Here is a 16,509-nt window from a genome sequence, read left to right on the forward strand (position 1 = left end):
ACCTGGCGGTGCGTGGGGTCAGCGGACCGTGCGGACCGTGCGCAGGCCCAGGGGGCCGGCGATTTCCGCTGCCATGACGCGGCCCGCCTCCTCCGCCAGGAGGTCTTCCGCGTCTTCCGTCAGGTCCTGGTCCGTGTCCAGGCCGTCGAGGGCCGGGAGGGGCTGGTCCAGGCGGACGTGGGCCACCAGGGACTGGAGGGCGCGGAGGGTGGCCGAGGCCGTGGAGCCCCAGCTGGAGAAGTACGAGAACTGCCACCACCACAGCGCCTCGGTGACGCGGCCCGCGCGGTAGTGCTCCAGGCCGTGGCGCAGCTCGGCGACGACGCCGGCGATGTCGTCCGAGATACGGGACGGGACGGGCGCCTTGCGGGGCTCGTACGGGTCGAAGACCTCGGAGTAGACGTCGATCGGCTCCAGTATCACCGCGAAGCGCTCGCGCAGGTCGTCCACGTCCGGCTCGGGGCCCAGATCACGCTCGTAGCGCTCGTCGGGGAGGATGTCCTCGTGCGCGCCGAGTCTGCCGCCCGCCAGCATGAGCTGGGAGAATTCGAGCAGCAGGAACGGGACCGCGCTGTCCGGCTCGTCGCCCTTCGCCACCTCGGTGACCGCGACGATGAAGCTTTCGATCTGGTCGGCGATCTGGACGGAGAAGTCGTCCGGATCCTGCGTGGCGTCGTGCAGCGTTGCGTCAGACATCGAGAAGTCGTCTCCCCTCGAAGGCACGCCCGAGCGTGACCTCGTCGGCATATTCCAGGTCGCCCCCCACGGGGAGACCACTGGCCAGGCGGGTGACCCGCAGCCCCATGGGCTTGATCATGCGGGCGAGGTACGTCGCTGTGGCCTCGCCCTCCAGATTCGGGTCGGTCGCCAGAATCAGCTCCGTGACCGTGCCGTCGGCGAGGCGGGTCAGCAGCTCCCTGATCCGCAGATCGTCGGGGCCGACGCCCTCGATGGGGCTGATGGCGCCGCCGAGCACGTGGTACTTCCCGCGGAACTCACGGGTGCGCTCGATGGCGACGACATCCTTCGGCTCCTCCACCACACAGATCACCGTGGTGTCCCGGCGCGGGTCCCGGCAGATCCCGCACCGCTCCTCCTGCGCGACGTTGCCGCACACGGCGCAGAACCGGACCTTGTCCTTGACCTCGAGGAGCGTCTGGGCAAGGCGCCGTACGTCGGTGGGTTCCGCCTGGAGGATGTGGAAGGCGATCCGCTGCGCGCTCTTGGGACCGACGCCGGGCAGCCTGCCCAGTTCGTCGATGAGGTCCTGAACCACGCCTTCGTACAACGGATGCCTTCCTCAGTGCTGCGGTGCCGCGGTTTCGGCTGTCTGGCTTCGGGGCTGTCTTCGTATGCGCTCGTACGGTAGTTGCTGTGCGGGTGCATGCGTAAGACAAGCTTCAGACTGGCTGTCGTCCCGTAAGAAGGACGTCAGAACGGCATGCCCGGCATACCGCCCAGGCCCTGCGTCAGCGGGCCCAGCTTCTCCTGCTGGAGCTGCTGCGCGTTCTCGTTCGCCGCCTGTACGGCGGCGACGACGAGGTCCGCGAGGGTCTCGGTGTCCTCGGGATCGACCGCCTTCGGGTCGATCACCAGGCCACGGAGCTCGCCCGAGCCGTTGACGGTGGCCTTCACCAGGCCGCCGCCCGACTGACCCTCGACCTCGGTCGCCGCCAACTCCTCCTGTGCGCGCGCGAGATCTTGCTGCATCTGCTGGGCCTGCTGGAGCAGCTGTTGCATGTTCGGCTGACCACCACCGGGAATCACGGTCACTCCTGGCATTCGACGACGATTTTCCTGTAAGGCGAGCCTACGTGTTCCCCGACCGGCTCGCCCCACCCCACCGGGACCAACTCTTTCGAGTGAGGGCCTGCGGGCTCCTCCACCTGATCAAGGCCCACGTTTGGGGGGATTGCGCGGGTTACCGGGCGCGGAGGCCGCCATTCGGCGGTAGGAAGTGCATGCACGTCGGCACGTATCAGTGTTCACGCGCAGTTCATTCGCGCCCACCGCACGTCACGCGGAGTCACAGCAGATCGCAGAGGAGTGCCCCGGTGAGCCAGCCGGAGATGCAGCCCGGAGGCCCCGGCCGGGAGCCCGCAGGCCCCGGCCGGGAGGAAAGCGCCTCGTCCGGTGCCGCCGACGGGGACGGGCGCGGTGACGAGGCGGTGGCCGAGGGCGGCGCCGCCGACGGGGACGGCGGGAGCGCGGGCGGCGATCTCACCGGCAGCCCGTTCCCGCTCGGCGACTGGGCCGAGCCCGCCGAACGGCTCGACGAGCTGTACCGCTGGGTCGAGGCCGGCGCGCTGCGCACCGCCGGCTGGTATCTCGCCGACCGCTCCCGCAAACGGCGCGCCGCCCGCGCCCTGCGGACGGCGACGGCCGCCCTGGTCGTCGTCGGCGCGACCCTGCCCCTGCTGGACGTCACCGGCACCCTGACGGGCGCGGCGGGCTGGGGGTACGTCGCGCTGCTCCTCGGCGGCGCCTGCCTGGCCTGCGACCGGTACTTCGGCTTCACGGCGGGCTGGATGCGGCATGTCGCCACGGCGCAGGCGGTGCAGCGGCGGCTGCAGACGCTGCAGTTCGACTGGGCGTCGGAGTGCGTACGGGAGATCCTCGGCCCGACCGAGGGCACGGCGGCCGAGGCGACGGAGCGCTGTCTGAGCGTGCTGCGGAGGTTCTCGGAGGACGTGACGGAGCTGGTACGGGCGGAGACCGCGGACTGGATGGTCGAGTTCCGCTCGGGCCCCACCCCGCTGGTGCTCCAGTCGATGCCGATGAGCACGGCGACCCGTCAGGACGCCGGTTCGCCCTTCCCCGGCGGCCGGTTCCCGCTGCCGCCCGGCACCCGGCCCAACATGCCGCGCCAGCGGCCACCCGAGCCCCGGTAGCCCCCGGTGGCGGGTCTCCCCGGGGCGCGGTGACGGCGATGGGCGGGGTCGGACCCCGCCCACCACAGCCTGCTTTCCGTCAGCTGAATATGATCATCGAGCCCTGACCCAGGCTCCTGGTGGCAGCCGCGTGCAGCCCCAGCCACACGTGCCGTTCACGGGCGAACGGACTGTCGTCGTACGGGGTCGAGGACGCCGGCTCCTCCAGCGAGGTGGGGCGTTCCGGCGGGGCGGGGGGCGTCGGAGGGTTCGCCGGGTCGATGCCGATCGACGCGGCCACGGTTTCGAGCTCGCGGAGCAGGCCCTGGGTCGAACCCAGCGGGCCGCCGCCCTCAAGCAGTTGGTCGTTGGACAGGGGCGCGGCGAAGTCCACGGGGACGTACGCCCCCGCGTGGTCGTAGTGCCAGACGAGATGCGACTGCTGGGCCGTCGACTCGAACATCTCCAGCAACTGCTCGTAGTCACCGCCCAGTTCGCCCACGGGCGTGACGGCGAGGCCGCAGACGTGCAGCAAGTACGCGCGCCGCAGGAAGTGCAGGGCGTCGTAGTCGAATCCGGCCACGGGGGCAACGTCCCCCGACAGGCCCGGCATGTAGGCGAAAACAGGGACGGACGGCAGCCCCGCGTCGCCCAGGGCCTTGTCGTAGACGGCGATCTCTTCGGCGAAGGGGTTGTCGGGGCTGTGGCACAGCACATCGACGAGGGGGACCAACCACAGGTCACAGGCCAAGGGAGGCTCGCTCTCCAACGGGTTCGTACGCGTGCGCGCGATGGTCGCGATGGTCGGGACAGCGTAATGCGACGGGCACGTTCAGCGAAGAGTCCCGGTCGCCCGCATCGGGCGAGTCACGGGTACCGGCCCCGCGGACCGCCCCGTACAGCGGGTACCCAGGCCCCGCCGCGTTCACCCCCGCCGCGTGCACCCCACGGGCGGGGATGCGATCAAGGTCCGTCAGCCGCTCGGTCCGCGCCTGGGCCCGCGTCCGGGCTCCCCGTCGCCCCGCCGTCCAGCCGGTCCGCCCAGCGCAGCAGGTGGTCGGTGTACCTCCCCAGCACCACCCGTACCGCCGCCGCGTCCCCCAGCGTCACCGCCTCGACCAGCTCGCCGTGCCCGCCCCACAGCCAGCTGCCGCCGTCCGGGTCCGTCCGCAGGAACGGCACGGAGAACACCCACGCCTGGACGCGCATCCGGTGCAGGAAGTCGGAGACGTACCGGTTGGCGACCAGCGCGCTCAGCTCGCGCCAGAAGCGCAGGTCGTAGCCGATGAGGACGTTCAGATCGCCGGCCCTGGCCGCCCGCGCGGCCTCCTCGCCGCGCCTGCGTACCGCCACCAGCGGCTCGCCGTGCGCGCGGGCCGCGAGCCCGTCGCCGCGCAGCTTGCGGAAGACCCCGTCCTCTATCAGCGAGCGCGCCTCGACCATGCCCCGGAAGTCCTCGACGGAGAACTGGTGGACGCTGAAGCCGCGATGCTGGTCCGAGTCGAGTAAACCCTGCGCCGAGAGGTCCACCAGCGCCTCCCTGACGGGGGTCGCCGACACGCCGTACTGCTCGGCGATGTGCTTGACCGTGAACTCCTGCCCGGGGAGCAGACGGCCCGCCAGCACCTCGTCACGCAGCGCGTCCGCGATCTGCTGCCGCAGGGTATGGCGGGTCACAGCTCCGTTGGCGGGCATGGTGTGTGCGTCCCCTCGTAACGGCTCCGGGCACCCGGCTCCGCACACCTTACGACCTGGTGGCCGCATGACCGGGCTCCCCAGGACACGGCGGGACGAGCCGCGGAACGGCCCCCGGCACCGGACGCGTTCGGGCCGTCACGCGGTGTGTCCGTCGGCCACCGTCAGCGCCGCGTCCAGGACCGCGAGACCCTCCTTCACCTCCGCCTCGGGGATGTTGCAGGGCGGCACGGCGTGCGTACGGTTCATGTTCACGAAAGGCCACAGACCGCCCTTCTTGCACGCGGCGGCGAAGGCGGCCATCGGCGCGTTCGCCTCGCCCGTGGCGTTGTACGGCACCAGCGGCTCGCGCGTCTCCCGGTCGCGCACCAGGTCCAGGGCCCAGAACACGCCCGTACCGCGCACCTCGCCCACCGAGACATGGCGCTCGGCCAGCTCGCGCAGCCCGGGGCCGAGCACCGTCTCGCCGATGTGCGCCGCGTTCTCGACGATCTTCTCGTCCTCCATCACCCGGATCGTGGCGACGGCGGCGGCGCAGGCCAGCGGATGGCCGGAATACGTCAGCCCGCCGGGGTACGGACGGGTCGCGAAGGTGTCCGCGATCTCGCCGGAGATCGCGACACCGCCCAGCGGCACATAGCCGGAGTTGACGCCCTTGGCGAAGGTCAGCAGGTCGGGTACGACGTCGAAGTGGTCGGCGGCGAACCACTTGCCCGTACGGCCGAACCCGGCCATCACCTCGTCGAGGACGAAGACGATGCCGTACCGGTCGCACAGCTCCCGTACGCCGGCGAGATAGCCGGGCGGCGGGGTCATGACACCGGCGGTGCCGGGGATCGTCTCCAGGACGATCGCGGCGACGGTGGCCGGGCCCTCGTACGCGATCGTCGACTCCAGGTGCTCCAGCGCGCGTGCGCACTCCTCCGCCTCCGTCGAGGCGTAGAACGGCGAGCGGTAGAGGAACGGCGCCCAGAAGCGCACCACGCCCGCCGAGCCGGTGTCCGACGCCCAGCGGCGCGGGTCGCCGGTCAGGTTGATCGCTGTGGAGGTCGAGCCGTGGTACGAGCGGTACGCGGAGAGCACCTTGGGGCGCCCGGTGTGCACCCGCGCCATCCGGACGGCGTTCTCGACGGCCTCGGCGCCGCCGTTGGTGAAGAAGATCTTGTCGAGGTCGCCCGGGGTGTGCGCGGCGATGAGCCGGGCCGCCTCGGAGCGCGCCTCGACGGCGAAGGCGGGGGCGAAGGTGACCAGCTCGGCCGCCTGCCGCTGGATCGCCGCGACGACCTTCGGGTGCTGGTAGCCGATGTTGGTGAAGACGAGACCGCTGGCGAAGTCGAGGTAGCGGTTGCCGTCGTAGTCCCAGAAGTACGACCCCTCGGCGCCTGCGACAGCGAGCGGGTCGATCAGTTCCTGCGCCGACCAGGAGTGGAAGACGTGCGCGCGGTCGGCGGCCTTGACGGCGGCGCCCGCCTGCGGGTCGGGGGCGCCGGTCTGCGGGTCGGGGGCGACATGAGGGGTCATGGCCGCCAAGGGTAGGAACGCGCAGGCCGGGGCGGTACGGCCAACGTGTATGGACTGCGCCACTTTCCTGGGCAGGGTGTCGCCTCGCGGCGGGGCGCGAGGGTGCGGCGGGGGTCAGCCGCCCGCCGTACGCAGCGTCGTACGGAACCGTGAGCGGTACGCCGACGGCGTCACCCCGAGCTGCCGCAGGAAGACCCGGCGCAGCGACTCGTCGCTGCCGAGCCCGCTGCGTCCCGCGGTGCCGGTGACCGTCTCGCCCGCCTCCAGCAGCGCCTGCGCCGCCTCCAGCCGTACGGACTCGACGTACGCGGCCGGTGTGCTGCCGATCTGCTCGGTGAACAGCCGGCTCAGATGGCGTGGGCTCAGCCCGCCGCGTCGCGCGAGCGCGGACAGCGAGTGGTCGGCCGCCGGATCGGCGGCGATCTCGGCCAGCAGGACGCGCAGGGCGTCGTGGCGCGGGCTCGGGGTCCGTGCCGCCACCGAGAACTGCGACTGGCCGCCGGGGCGGCGCAGGAACACCACCAGGTCGCGGGCGACCTCGCGGGCGAGCCCCGCGCCCTCGTCCGCCTCGACGAGGGCCAGCGCGAGGTCGATGCCCGCGGTGACTCCGGCGGAGGTGTACGTACGGCCGTCGCCGTCCCGTACGAAGATGGCGTCCGGCTCGACCGTCACCGCGGGGAACCGCCGGGCGAGCGTCGCCGCGTGCCGCCAGTGCGTGGTGGCGCGCCGGCCGTCGAGCAGCCCGGCGGCCGCGAGGGCGAAGGCGCCGGTGCAGACGGACGCGGTACGTGCGGACCGGCCGGCCAGCGCGGTGACGGCGTCGACGAGACCGGCGGGCGGCGGCCGGTGCGGCAGGTCGTCGGAGCCGGGGACGACCAGGGTGTGGGGCGCCGTGACATCGGCGGCAGCGGCGTCGGCGTGCAGCCGGGTGCCGGTGGAGGTGGTGACCGGGCCGCCGTCGAGGGAGCAGACGGTCAGGGCGTAACCGCCACCCCGGCCTCCGCCGCCACTCCCGCTTCCGTGCGCCGTCGTGGCCGTAGCGAACACCTCCAGCGGCGCCGCGACATCCATCAGCCGAACGCCCTCGTAGACGAGCACGGCGATCTCTCTGCGTTCCGGACGCTCCATACGGGGACGGTAACGCGCTTGCTTGGCCAGATGTGTGGGATATGGGTCCGGACAGACATGGCGGGACGGTGGTGAGCGGCCCGAGAGTGGGAGAAGCGCCGGTACCGGAAGCGGCACCGGCATCCCGCGAAAGGAACGTCCCGCCATGTCCGAGCGCATCGCCGGCATCGAGATCCCCGACAGCGCCCTCGCCGCCGAGGCGACCGAGCTGATCCGCGACACCACGAGCCCGCTGCTGTACGACCACTCCCGCCGGGTCTTCCTCTTCGGCTCGCTCCAGGGCCGGCGGCAGGGCCTGGCGTACGACCCCGAACTGCTCTACATCGGCGCGATGTTCCACGACCTGGGCCTGACCGAGGAGTACCGCGCGTCCCAGCAGCGCTTCGAACTGGACGGCGCCGACGCGGCGCGGGACTTCCTGCTGCGGCACGGCCTGACACGGGACAGCGCACGGATCGTGTGGACGGCGATCGCCCTGCACACGACGCCCGGCATCCCCGCCCACATGGAGCCCGAGGTGGCACTGGTGACCGCGGGCGTGGAGTTCGACGTCCTGGGGATGGGGCTCGACGCCGTACCGGGCGAGGTCAGGGACGCGGTGGTCGCCGCCCACCCGCGGCCGGACTTCAAACGGCGGATCCTGCGGGCGTTCACCGAGGGCATCGAACACCGGCCGGACACGGCCTTCGGGAACGTGAAGGCGGATGTGCTGGCGCGCTTCTCACCCGGGTTCGTACGGACGGATTTCGTTGACGTGATCGAGAACTCCGCCTGGCCCGAGTAGCGTGCGGCGGGGGCCGGGCCGCTGGTCGGGGGCTTGCGGTACGGCCCCTGGGGAACCGGCGCCCGGGACATGGCAGTCTCCTCGCTAACAAAGCCGGTTCGGGTCCGCGGATCGGTACGGGTTCGCGGGTCGGACACATCGGGGTACGGGAGGGCCGCTCGGCCATGGAGAAGCTGGCACCGGAAGATCCACAGAGCATCGGCGCCTACACGCTGCTGGCACGGCTGGGCGCCGGCGGCATGGGTCAGGTCTTCCTGGCGCGCTCCGACAGGGGCCGCACGGCCGCCGTCAAGCTCGTACGGCGGGAGCTGGCCGAACAGGAGACGTTCCGCGCCCGGTTCCGCCAGGAGGTGGCGTCGGCGCGCCGGGTCGGCGGGGCCTGGACGGCTCCCGTGCTGGACGCCGACACGGAGGCCGAGGTGCCGTGGCTCGCGACGGGTTACGTCGCCGGACCCTCGCTCCAGTCGGTCGTCGGCACGCGCAGACCCGGTGCGCTGGGCCCCGGGGCGGGCACCCACGGGCCGCTGCCGGAGCGGTCCGTGCGCATACTCGCCTCCGGTCTCGCGCACGCCCTCCAGGACATCCACGCCGCCGGGCTCATCCACCGCGATCTGAAGCCGTCCAACGTGATGGTGACGATCGACGGGCCGCGCGTCATCGACTTCGGCATAGCCAGGGCCCTGGAGTCCACCACGACCACCGGGCTGACCCTGACGGGCGCGACGGTGGGCTCCCCGGGCTTCATGTCACCCGAACAGGTGCGCGGGGACCGGCTGACGGCCGCCAGCGACGTGTTCTCGCTCGGCTCCGTCCTCGCCTACGCGGCCACCGGCCGGCTGGCGTTCGGCGCCGCCGACAGCAGCCCGCACGCACTGATGTTCCGGATAGCCCAGGAGGAGCCGGACACCTCCCAACTCCCCGAAGGCCTGGGGACGGTGGTCAGGGCCTGTCTCCAGAAGGACCCGGCGGCGCGGCCGACCACGCGGGACATCCTGGCCCGGGTGGGCGAGGCCGAGGACTCCGGTGCCGGGCCCAGCGGTGAACCGTGGCTGCCGGGCGCGCTCCTGGCCCAACTGGGCCAGCACGCGGTGGAGTTGCTGGAGTACGAGGACCCGACGTCGTACGCGCGCCGGCCGCAGGGCCTCGCCCGGCTGGCGAAGGCGCCCGCGCTCGGCGCGATCGAGGCCGCAGCGACACCGGCCCCGTCCCCCGTCGCACCGGCTCCGGACGCTTCCCCGTCCGACGAGGTGCCCGTATCGGCGCCACCCGCGCCACCCGCGCCCGGCGCGTCGCAGGCAGGACCGGCGGAGGACGACTCGACGACGGTCATCCCCGTCCAGGCGCCCGCGCCCACGCCCGCACCCGCACCGACGCCGACACCCGCTCCCGCCGCGGAGTTCGGCCCGATCGCCCCTCCCCCGCCGTACGGCTACGGCTACCCGCAGGCGGGCCCCGGCCCTGCCCCCGCGTACGGCTATCCCCAGCCGGGCTACGGGCAGCAGACGCCGCCCCCGCCCCCGTACGGCACGATCCCGCCCCCGCCGCCGTACGGCCGGACGCAGGCGCCGTTCCCCGAGCCCGAGCCCGAGCGGCGCAGCACCCGAAGCACCGTCGTGCTGATCGCCGTCGCGCTGGTCGTGGCGCTCGGGGCCGGCGGGTCCGTGTACGCGTTCATGGGTAGCGGCAGTTCGAAGGACGACAAGGACACGACGGTGGCGGCGTCGGCCGACCCGAAGCAGCCGGAGAAGGACTCCCCCGCCCCGCCGACGTCCTCGCCGTCCTCCTCGGACTCGGCGTCGCCGAAGGACGGGGACGTACCGACGAAGTTCGTGGGGAGCTGGAAGGGCGGGGTCAACACCCCGACCGGCTTCAGCGCGCGTCAACTCACCATCGAGCAGGGCAAGGTGGGGGACACCGTCCTGACCCTCACGGCGGACGGGCCGACGGAGGGCGGCGGTTCGTACCACTGCGTCTTCCAGGCGCCGCTCTCGTCCGCCCCGGCCTCGGACGCTCCCCTCCAGATCGGCTCCTCGACGGTCACGAAGGGCGAACCGATGTCCTCGTGCACGCCCGGTGCGCCCACGACGCTGACGATCCTCGGCAACGGCGACCTCCAGCGCGTGACGACCACGGGAGAGGCGCTGACGTACACGAAGGGCAACTGAGCCGGGCCGTGGCCTGAAGGCGACAGGTGACAGGTGACAGGTGACAGGTGACAGGTGACAGGTGACATGGGATGCGACATGGGACCGCCCCGGTCCCGGAGACATCGCGGAGTCCCGGGAGCGGGGCGGCGTTCGAGGGGCGACAGCCCTCTGCGCGGGCCTAGCGCAGGCCGTACGCGTCGGTCACCGTCTGGGTGACCTTGTTGCCGTTGGCGTCGGCCAGAGTGGTCCGCAGCGTGACCTTCGCCGCGCTGTCGGCTCCGGCGTGGTTCACCGTCGCCGTCCACGCGCCCTTGCGCCGGTCGACCTCGGCGGCCGTCCAGGTCTTGCCGCCGTCGTACGAGTACGACAGCGCGGCGGACACCACGGCGCCCGGGGTGTAGCCCGCGTGCCCGGTGACCGAGAGACCGATCCGCAGGCCGTCCTTGGCCGGGAGCGTCTTCGCCCCGTCGGCCGGGAGGTCGTACCGCGGGAAGAGCAGCGGGATCCCCTGCGAGAAGGCGCTGTCGTCCTGGTGCGAGCGGAAGGTCCAGTCGGTGACCACATCGGTCGACCTCTGCCAACTGGCCGACGACGAGCCGATCTTGGTGTTGTTGCTGATCAGTTCGTACTCGGCGTCGTCCGCCGGGACGGTGAACACCCCGTTCGGGAAGCCGCTGCTGTCGAAGTCCTCGCCGTTACGGCGCAGCAGCAGCGATCCCGCGTCGCCGAACGAGCCCGGCTGGGCGGTGTGTTCGGTGTCGGACCACATGGCGGGGGCGAACCCGATCTGGTTTCCCTGACGTTCGGCGGCGAGCGCGGGTGCGCCGGTCGCGTCGACGCCGGCGTTCGGGCCGATCACTCCGTCGTACCAGCTCTCCTTGACCTTCTTGCCGGGCTGGTAGGCCCTGGCCGGCGACATCATGTACTCGCCGAACGGGAAGCTGGACGAGACGAAGTGGTCCCAGGTCGTGCCGTCGCCCGTGTAGTACTCGGCGCGGGTCGACGGCATGGCGACCAGGTCGATGCCCGAGACGCTGATCAGTCCGCTGCCTGACGGACGGTACGCGCCGACGCCGTCGATGAAGTCGGCCGCCACGCCCATGGAGTTGTAGGTGGAGTCGTTGCGGCCGAGCTGCCCGTCGCGCACGTGGTATGTACGGTCGGAGCCGATCGTGCCGTCCTCGGGGAAGCCCAGGTTGTAGACGTACGGGCTCGTGGCCGTCGCCTTCCAGCGCAGGGTCACCTGGCCCGCGGCCAGCTTCGCTTCGAGCGCCTTCGCCTCCGCCGCCTCGACGGCGACGGTCGGCAGCGGGCCGCCGGCGAAGCCGTACGCGGGCTGCCAGCGCCCGGCGGACGGGCGGTGCATGACGACCGCCTTCGCACCGGCGGCCAGGGCGTCGGTGCCCACGTCGCCGAGGGCGCCGTCGTCCGGGACCTCGACGAGCGCGATCTTGCCCCGTACTCCGGCGGCCGTCAGCTCGGCCGGGGTGCCCTTGCCCGCGTCGACGAGCTGGGCCTCGCCCGTACCGTCGAGGTTGTCCGAGCCGACGCTCGCGGTCACCGGGTGCAGCTCGGGACCGCCGACCGCCGTCAGCTTCTGGAACTGCGGCGCGTACGCGCGCCAGTAGCTGCCGAACTCGAACTCGCCGTCCTTGGCGGGGTCCTGGACGTCCGCGTAGTAGTCCTTGACGAGCCGGCCGCCGGACACCGATCCGGCGTGCAGCCACTGGTTGTCCCAGCTGCGGGCGAAGTTGAGGGTGGTCGTGCGGACCTCGCTCGGCCGGTCCGTACGGACCGAGATGCGGTGCGCCTTCCTGGCGTCCAGGACGAGGGTGGTGTCGCGCTTCAGGTCGAACTGCGGGCGGCCGAGATAGCTGACCGAACCGACCTGCTGCCCGGTCGCGTCGGTGGTGTCGGGCGAGACGACGAAGGAGGACAGGAAGTAGGCGCCGGGGCGCAGGTGGAACACCTGGTCGGTGGCGCCCTCGTTGAAGCGGCTCTCACCCGTCGCGGTGTCCGTGCCGATCACGTCGAGCGAGGAGGAGCCCGCGGCCGGCTTGCCGGTGCGGTCGACGAGCTTGACCCGCAGGGTGACGGTCGTCGGCTGTACGTACAGCGCGAACGGCGTCGAGACGCTGACACCGCCTGCGCCGGTCGCCAGGACCCGGCCTGTGACGTCGCCGTACTGGCCGTTGGCCAGTCGCGCCACCGGGTCGACGGCCAGCGGCACCTTGACGGTGGCGCCTGCCGGGACGGTGACGCTGCTCTTGCCGAGCTTGGCGACGGCGGACCGGACCGTGGTGCCGTCGTTGCCGGTGACCCGCCCGACGGAGAGGTTCAACTTCACCGGCTTACCGGTGAAGTTGGTGTACGGGACGTCGACGCTGGTGCGGTCGCTCTTGTCCTGCGGCCAGTTGAAGCTGCCGCCCTGGATCGCGGGCGCGCCGACGACGCTCTGGCCGATCGCCGCCTTGACGTCGAGCCGGCCGCCGCCGGTCTCCCGGACGTCGCCGGGGATGTCGGTCTGCGCCGACGAGACGAGCGCCGCCTTGAGCTGCTGGGCGCTCCAGTCGGGGTGCCGCTCCTTGAGGATCGCCGCGGCGCCCGCGACGTGCGGGGTGGCCATCGACGTGCCGGACATGGTCCGGTACGCGTACACCCCGCGCCCGCCCATGTTGGCGGCCAGGATGTCGACGCCCGGCGCCGCGATCTCGGGCTTGAGGGTGTGCGCGTCCAGGACCGGGCCCCGGCTGGAGAACGAGGCGGTGGCGTCCGCACTGTCGACGGCGCCGACGGTCAGCACGCTGGGGGCGCAGCCGGGCGAGGAGACGGTGTTGTTGCCAGGACCCGCGTTGCCCGCGGCGATGACGAACAACGTGTCCTTGCTGTGGGCGAGTTCCTCGGTCGCCTGGCTCATCGGGTCGGTGCAGTCGAGCAGTCCGGGGTCACCGAGGCTCATGGAGACGACGTCGGCCTTCTGGTCGACGGCCCACTGCATACCCGCGATGATCCAGGACTCAAGACCTGAGCCGCTGTCGTTCAGCACCTTGCCGATCATCAGGTCGGTGCCGGGCGCGACGCCCTTCTCCTTGCCGTCGCTGGCCGCGCCCGAGCCGCCCACCGTGGAGGCGGTGTGGGTGCCGTGGCCCTGCCGGTCCTCGACGGTGTCCGAGTCGGTGAAGTTCTCGGTCGCGGCGACCCGGCCCTGGAGGTCGGGGTGTTCGAGGTCGGCGCCGGTGTCGAGCACGGCGACCTTCGTCCCCTTGCCGTCGTAACCCGCCGCCCACGCCTGCGGCGCGTTGACCTGCTTGGCCGACTGGTCCATCAGCGAGGTGACCTGGCCGTCGAGCCACACCTTCTTGAGCTGGGACGCGGCCCGGTTGCGGGGCGAGGTGACATCGGCCCAGAAGTCGGCCGCCTTGGTCTTGTCCGCCTTGAGCGCCACCCCGCCGATCGCGTCGAGGACGACCCCGCGCCGGGCGCCACGGGGGGTCACGGGCAGCTCGCGTGCGACGGACCCGGCGGGCGTGTCGTACGTGGCGATGAGCGGGATCGACGTGGCGTGCGCGTCGTCGTACCCCTGGCGGATCAGCCCGGTGACGTTGAAGAGTTCGTCGTCCACCCTGCCGGACGCGATGGCGGCAGCCGCGCCCTCCGGGTAGACGTAGAGGTCGTCACCGCTCTGCCGGGTCTGCACGAGCGGCTGTGTGCCGTCCTCGCGGGGCAGTACGGTGGCGCTGCCGCGGCCCGAACTGTCCTCGCTGACCCGTACCTTGTCGCCGGTGACCAGGGTGACGGTGTGGCTCTGCCCGCTCTTGCGCTGCGCTGCCGCGCTGCCGACGACGGGTCTCTTGCCCGTCTCGCTGCTCTTTCCGGTCCCGTCGCTCACGCCGGCCCGTGGTGTGGCCACGGACGGCGCGACCGCGGTGACGGCCAGAACTGCGGCAGCCGCCGCCCCCAGGGCCGTTCGCGATATCAGGCGCATCGATGTTGCTCCCCAAGTGAATCGGCAAAACGGCACAGAGGCCGTACGGCCGGGCGCTGTTGGTGCTGCGGTGGCGCCACACTCCCAGAGCGGTGGGGAGGACGGGGATGATGTCGCTGGCGGGTTTGCGCCGTGGCCACATCCCGCCACGGAGACGGGGAACGGCTGGTAGGAGGATCGATATGGTGGCATGGAAGGACCGTGCGGCCCTGGCGGCAGCGGTGCTGGGCACGCTGGAGGCGGCCTGCCCCGGCTCGCGGGCGACCCTGCTCGGCTCGCTCGCGGCCGGCACCGCCGACGCCTTCAGCGACATCGACGTCGAGTGGGTCGTGCCCGACGCGCGCTTCCTGGCGAGTGTGACCGCGGCGCCGGAGACGCTGGCGCGTGTGCAGCCGGTCGCGGCCGTGCGCAGCGACCCGGAGTTCCACCACTCGGACCGCAGGCGCCTGTTGTTCGTCCGCTTCGCCGGCGTATCGCTGTTCTGGCGGCTCGACCTCTCCGTACGGGCCGAGTCGGTCGCGGACGAGGCGGACTACGACGCGGACAACCCGGCGGCGCGGGCCGGGGAGGGCGAGTGGTCCCGGCCGGCGAGCGCGCTCGCGAACGCGCTCGGCGCGGTCAAGGCGGTGGGCCGCCGCAGGCCCGACGACGCGCGCGGCCTGCTGGACCGGGGCTTCGCCCGGATCGACGAGGACGACAGGGCCACCGGCGACTGGGCGGCGGACATCACCCGCCTCGCGAGGGCGGCGGCACGGCGCGACCCGGCACTGACCGAGCTGTCCGGGCAGATCATCGCGCTGGCGGACGGGACGACATAGGCCCTGCCCGGCTTCCGCGCCGGACAGGGCCTTCACTCACACCGCGAACTAGACCGAGAACTTCACAGCTTCCAGGTACGTGTCGTTGCGCAGCGTGCCGCCGAAGATGTAGTTGGGCCGAGGGTCGGCGCAACCGAAGCCGCCCCACTCGGCGTTGTGAAGACGAGCCACCTGGCAGACCTGGCCGGAGCCGACGTTGATGGCGAAGCCCGACATGTTCGGCGCGCCCCGCTTCGAGCTGCCGATGTAGAGGTCCTTGCCCTCGGTGACCGGCGACCACGGCGTCTTCCACTGGCCGTTGCCGTCGGTCGACTTGGGGTTGTGGACGAAGGCGTTGGCGCCCGAGCCACCGACGCCGTGGACCGCGATGTTGACGGCCTTGATGGCCAGGTTCCGGCCGGAGGTGCCCGCCATCGTGCCGTCGCAGACGGGCTTCTGCCAGCCCTGTCCAGAGACGTACGCGCGGTAGCAGATGTGCCGGCCCGAAGGGTCGTTCTTGGCAAGGCGGTTGACGGCCGTGGCTGCGGTGTCCTGCTTCGGCTTCGCCGTCACGGTCGCCGTGGCCTGCGGGGGTCGCGCCGTGATGGTGACGACGCCGGCGCCTGTCTTCTCCGTGTCCACCTTCTTGTGCTTCGGCTTCGGCTTCGGCTTGGCCGAGGGCGAGGGTGAGGTGCTGGGCTCCGGCGGCACCATGATCGGGCTGACGGAGTGGGTCGGTCTCGGCTTCTTGCTGGGGATGTCGCTCGTCGCACTGCTGGAACGGGCGCTCTGCTTCTCGTCCCCGCCGCCGCTGCCCAGCATGACCAGCGGAATGATGACGAGGGCGGCCACGAGGAGTGCCACGGGACCGACGAAGAAGGGCCGGTTGAGCAGGCCGGGCGACTTGTACTCGTCGTCCGACTGACGCGAGTCGTTTCTACGGATGATCATCGGAGGCGGCCCGCCGGCCGACCCGGCACCGGCCCCTGCACCGGCGGCCAGTGGCAGTTCGTTTCGGTCGTCCTCGTCCTCTTCCTCCTCCTCTTCTTCTTCATGTTGGTGAGCGAAGTCGTCGGCAGGTCCGAAATCGTCGTCCACGAGGTCGTCCTCGACGGGCAACGGCACCGGTTCCGGTGCGGGCAGGGCCTGTTCGACAGGTACGGGCGCCGGTTCCGGCGCCGGCTGTTCTTCCTGCGCCTCGGTCGGTTCCTGCTGGTCCAGCAGCCTGCTCGAACCGTCGGGGGTGACCTCGACGTACGCCACGTACCCCGCGGAGGGATCGGAGATGGCCGCCGTCACGGGTGTGTCACGGTCGCGTGCGTTGCGGTGCAGTGTGTCGAGGATCGCGGCGTCGACCGCCTCGCCCTCCGCCGCCTCCACTGGTTCGCCGTCGATCGCGGCGGAGCCGTCGCCGGTGATGACCACGGCGAAATGGGGCAACGGCTGTGGTGCCGCGGGTACGGAGCGGTCGCCTCCTGTGCTCGGCTCGTCCGTCTCTTCACCCTCGCTCATACGCACCCCTTTCCTTGGGACAAGGGCCGCTCGGCCCGGTTGGGTCCGCACACGGCGAACCCTGCGTACC

13 protein-coding genes are annotated in these 16,509 nt (G+C 71.9%); 4 read left to right on the forward strand and 9 right to left on the reverse strand.

Annotation, left to right across the window (positions count from 1 at the left end):
- Positions 1 to 18: 18 nt before the first annotated feature.
- The 3 genes from OHS57_RS17595 to OHS57_RS17605 form a co-directional block, all read right to left on the reverse strand.
- Positions 19 to 696, reverse strand: a complete 678-nt coding sequence (locus OHS57_RS17595) for a DUF5063 domain-containing protein (RefSeq protein WP_041987923.1) — start codon at positions 694 to 696, stop codon at positions 19 to 21.
- Entirely contained in the window at positions 689 to 1,288 is a 600-nt protein-coding gene (recR, locus tag OHS57_RS17600) for a recombination mediator RecR (protein WP_041987921.1), read from the reverse strand. Before recR ends, OHS57_RS17595 begins: the two co-directional genes overlap by 8 nt.
- A 143-nt stretch (positions 1,289 to 1,431) precedes the next feature.
- Positions 1,432 to 1,767 (reverse strand): YbaB/EbfC family nucleoid-associated protein, encoded by a 336-nt coding sequence (locus OHS57_RS17605; RefSeq protein ID WP_078863919.1) that lies wholly within the window; start codon positions 1,765 to 1,767, stop codon positions 1,432 to 1,434.
- Between the two features lie 287 nt (positions 1,768 to 2,054).
- Between OHS57_RS17605 and OHS57_RS17610 the strand changes: the two genes are divergently transcribed.
- The gene (locus OHS57_RS17610; protein ID WP_328582582.1) at positions 2,055 to 2,891 is read left to right on the forward strand and encodes an SLATT domain-containing protein; all 837 of its coding nucleotides are present in this window, start codon (positions 2,055 to 2,057) and stop codon (positions 2,889 to 2,891) included.
- A gap of 79 nt (positions 2,892 to 2,970) precedes the next feature.
- Here the strand turns inward: OHS57_RS17610 and OHS57_RS17615 are convergent, their stop codons facing one another.
- From OHS57_RS17615 to OHS57_RS17630, 4 genes are all read right to left on the reverse strand, one after another.
- On the reverse strand, positions 2,971 to 3,621 hold the full coding sequence (locus OHS57_RS17615; RefSeq protein WP_041987917.1) for a hypothetical protein: 651 nt from the start codon (positions 3,619 to 3,621) through the stop codon (positions 2,971 to 2,973).
- A 212-nt stretch (positions 3,622 to 3,833) separates the two neighbouring features.
- A complete protein-coding gene (locus OHS57_RS17620) occupies positions 3,834 to 4,565 on the reverse strand; it encodes a GntR family transcriptional regulator (protein ID WP_328582583.1) in 732 nt (243 codons plus the stop codon).
- A gap of 138 nt (positions 4,566 to 4,703) precedes the next feature.
- A complete protein-coding gene (locus tag OHS57_RS17625) occupies positions 4,704 to 6,086 on the reverse strand; it encodes an aspartate aminotransferase family protein (protein WP_328582584.1) in 1,383 nt (460 codons plus the stop codon).
- 114 nt (positions 6,087 to 6,200) lie between these two features.
- The gene (locus OHS57_RS17630; RefSeq protein WP_041987909.1) at positions 6,201 to 7,214 is read right to left on the reverse strand and encodes a GlxA family transcriptional regulator; all 1,014 of its coding nucleotides are present in this window, start codon (positions 7,212 to 7,214) and stop codon (positions 6,201 to 6,203) included.
- A 145-nt stretch (positions 7,215 to 7,359) separates the two neighbouring features.
- Between OHS57_RS17630 and OHS57_RS17635 the strand changes: the two genes are divergently transcribed.
- Both OHS57_RS17635 and OHS57_RS17640 read left to right on the forward strand, forming a co-directional pair.
- On the forward strand, positions 7,360 to 7,998 hold the full coding sequence (locus OHS57_RS17635) for an HD domain-containing protein (RefSeq protein ID WP_328582585.1): 639 nt from the start codon (positions 7,360 to 7,362) through the stop codon (positions 7,996 to 7,998).
- A 164-nt stretch (positions 7,999 to 8,162) separates the two neighbouring features.
- Positions 8,163 to 10,163 (forward strand): serine/threonine-protein kinase, encoded by a 2,001-nt coding sequence (locus tag OHS57_RS17640; protein WP_328582586.1) that lies wholly within the window; start codon positions 8,163 to 8,165, stop codon positions 10,161 to 10,163.
- Positions 10,164 to 10,323: 160 nt separating this feature from the next.
- On the opposite strand, the gene OHS57_RS17645 is transcribed toward OHS57_RS17640, so the two are convergent.
- Complete coding sequence (locus OHS57_RS17645; protein WP_328582587.1) at positions 10,324 to 14,130, reverse strand: S8 family peptidase; 3,807 nt, start codon at positions 14,128 to 14,130, stop codon at positions 10,324 to 10,326.
- 182 nt (positions 14,131 to 14,312) lie between these two features.
- Between OHS57_RS17645 and OHS57_RS17650 the strand changes: the two genes are divergently transcribed.
- The gene (locus OHS57_RS17650; protein ID WP_041987900.1) at positions 14,313 to 14,948 is read left to right on the forward strand and encodes a hypothetical protein; all 636 of its coding nucleotides are present in this window, start codon (positions 14,313 to 14,315) and stop codon (positions 14,946 to 14,948) included.
- Between the two features lie 48 nt (positions 14,949 to 14,996).
- On the opposite strand, the gene OHS57_RS17655 is transcribed toward OHS57_RS17650, so the two are convergent.
- Positions 14,997 to 16,439: a hypothetical protein gene (locus OHS57_RS17655; protein ID WP_328582588.1), complete on the reverse strand. Its 1,443-nt coding sequence runs from the start codon at positions 16,437 to 16,439 to the stop codon at positions 14,997 to 14,999.
- Between the last annotated feature and the right edge of the window lie 70 nt (positions 16,440 to 16,509).

It is taken from the genome of Streptomyces sp. NBC_00370, assembly GCF_036084755.1.
Taxonomy (GTDB): Bacteria; Actinomycetota; Actinomycetes; order Streptomycetales; family Streptomycetaceae; genus Streptomyces.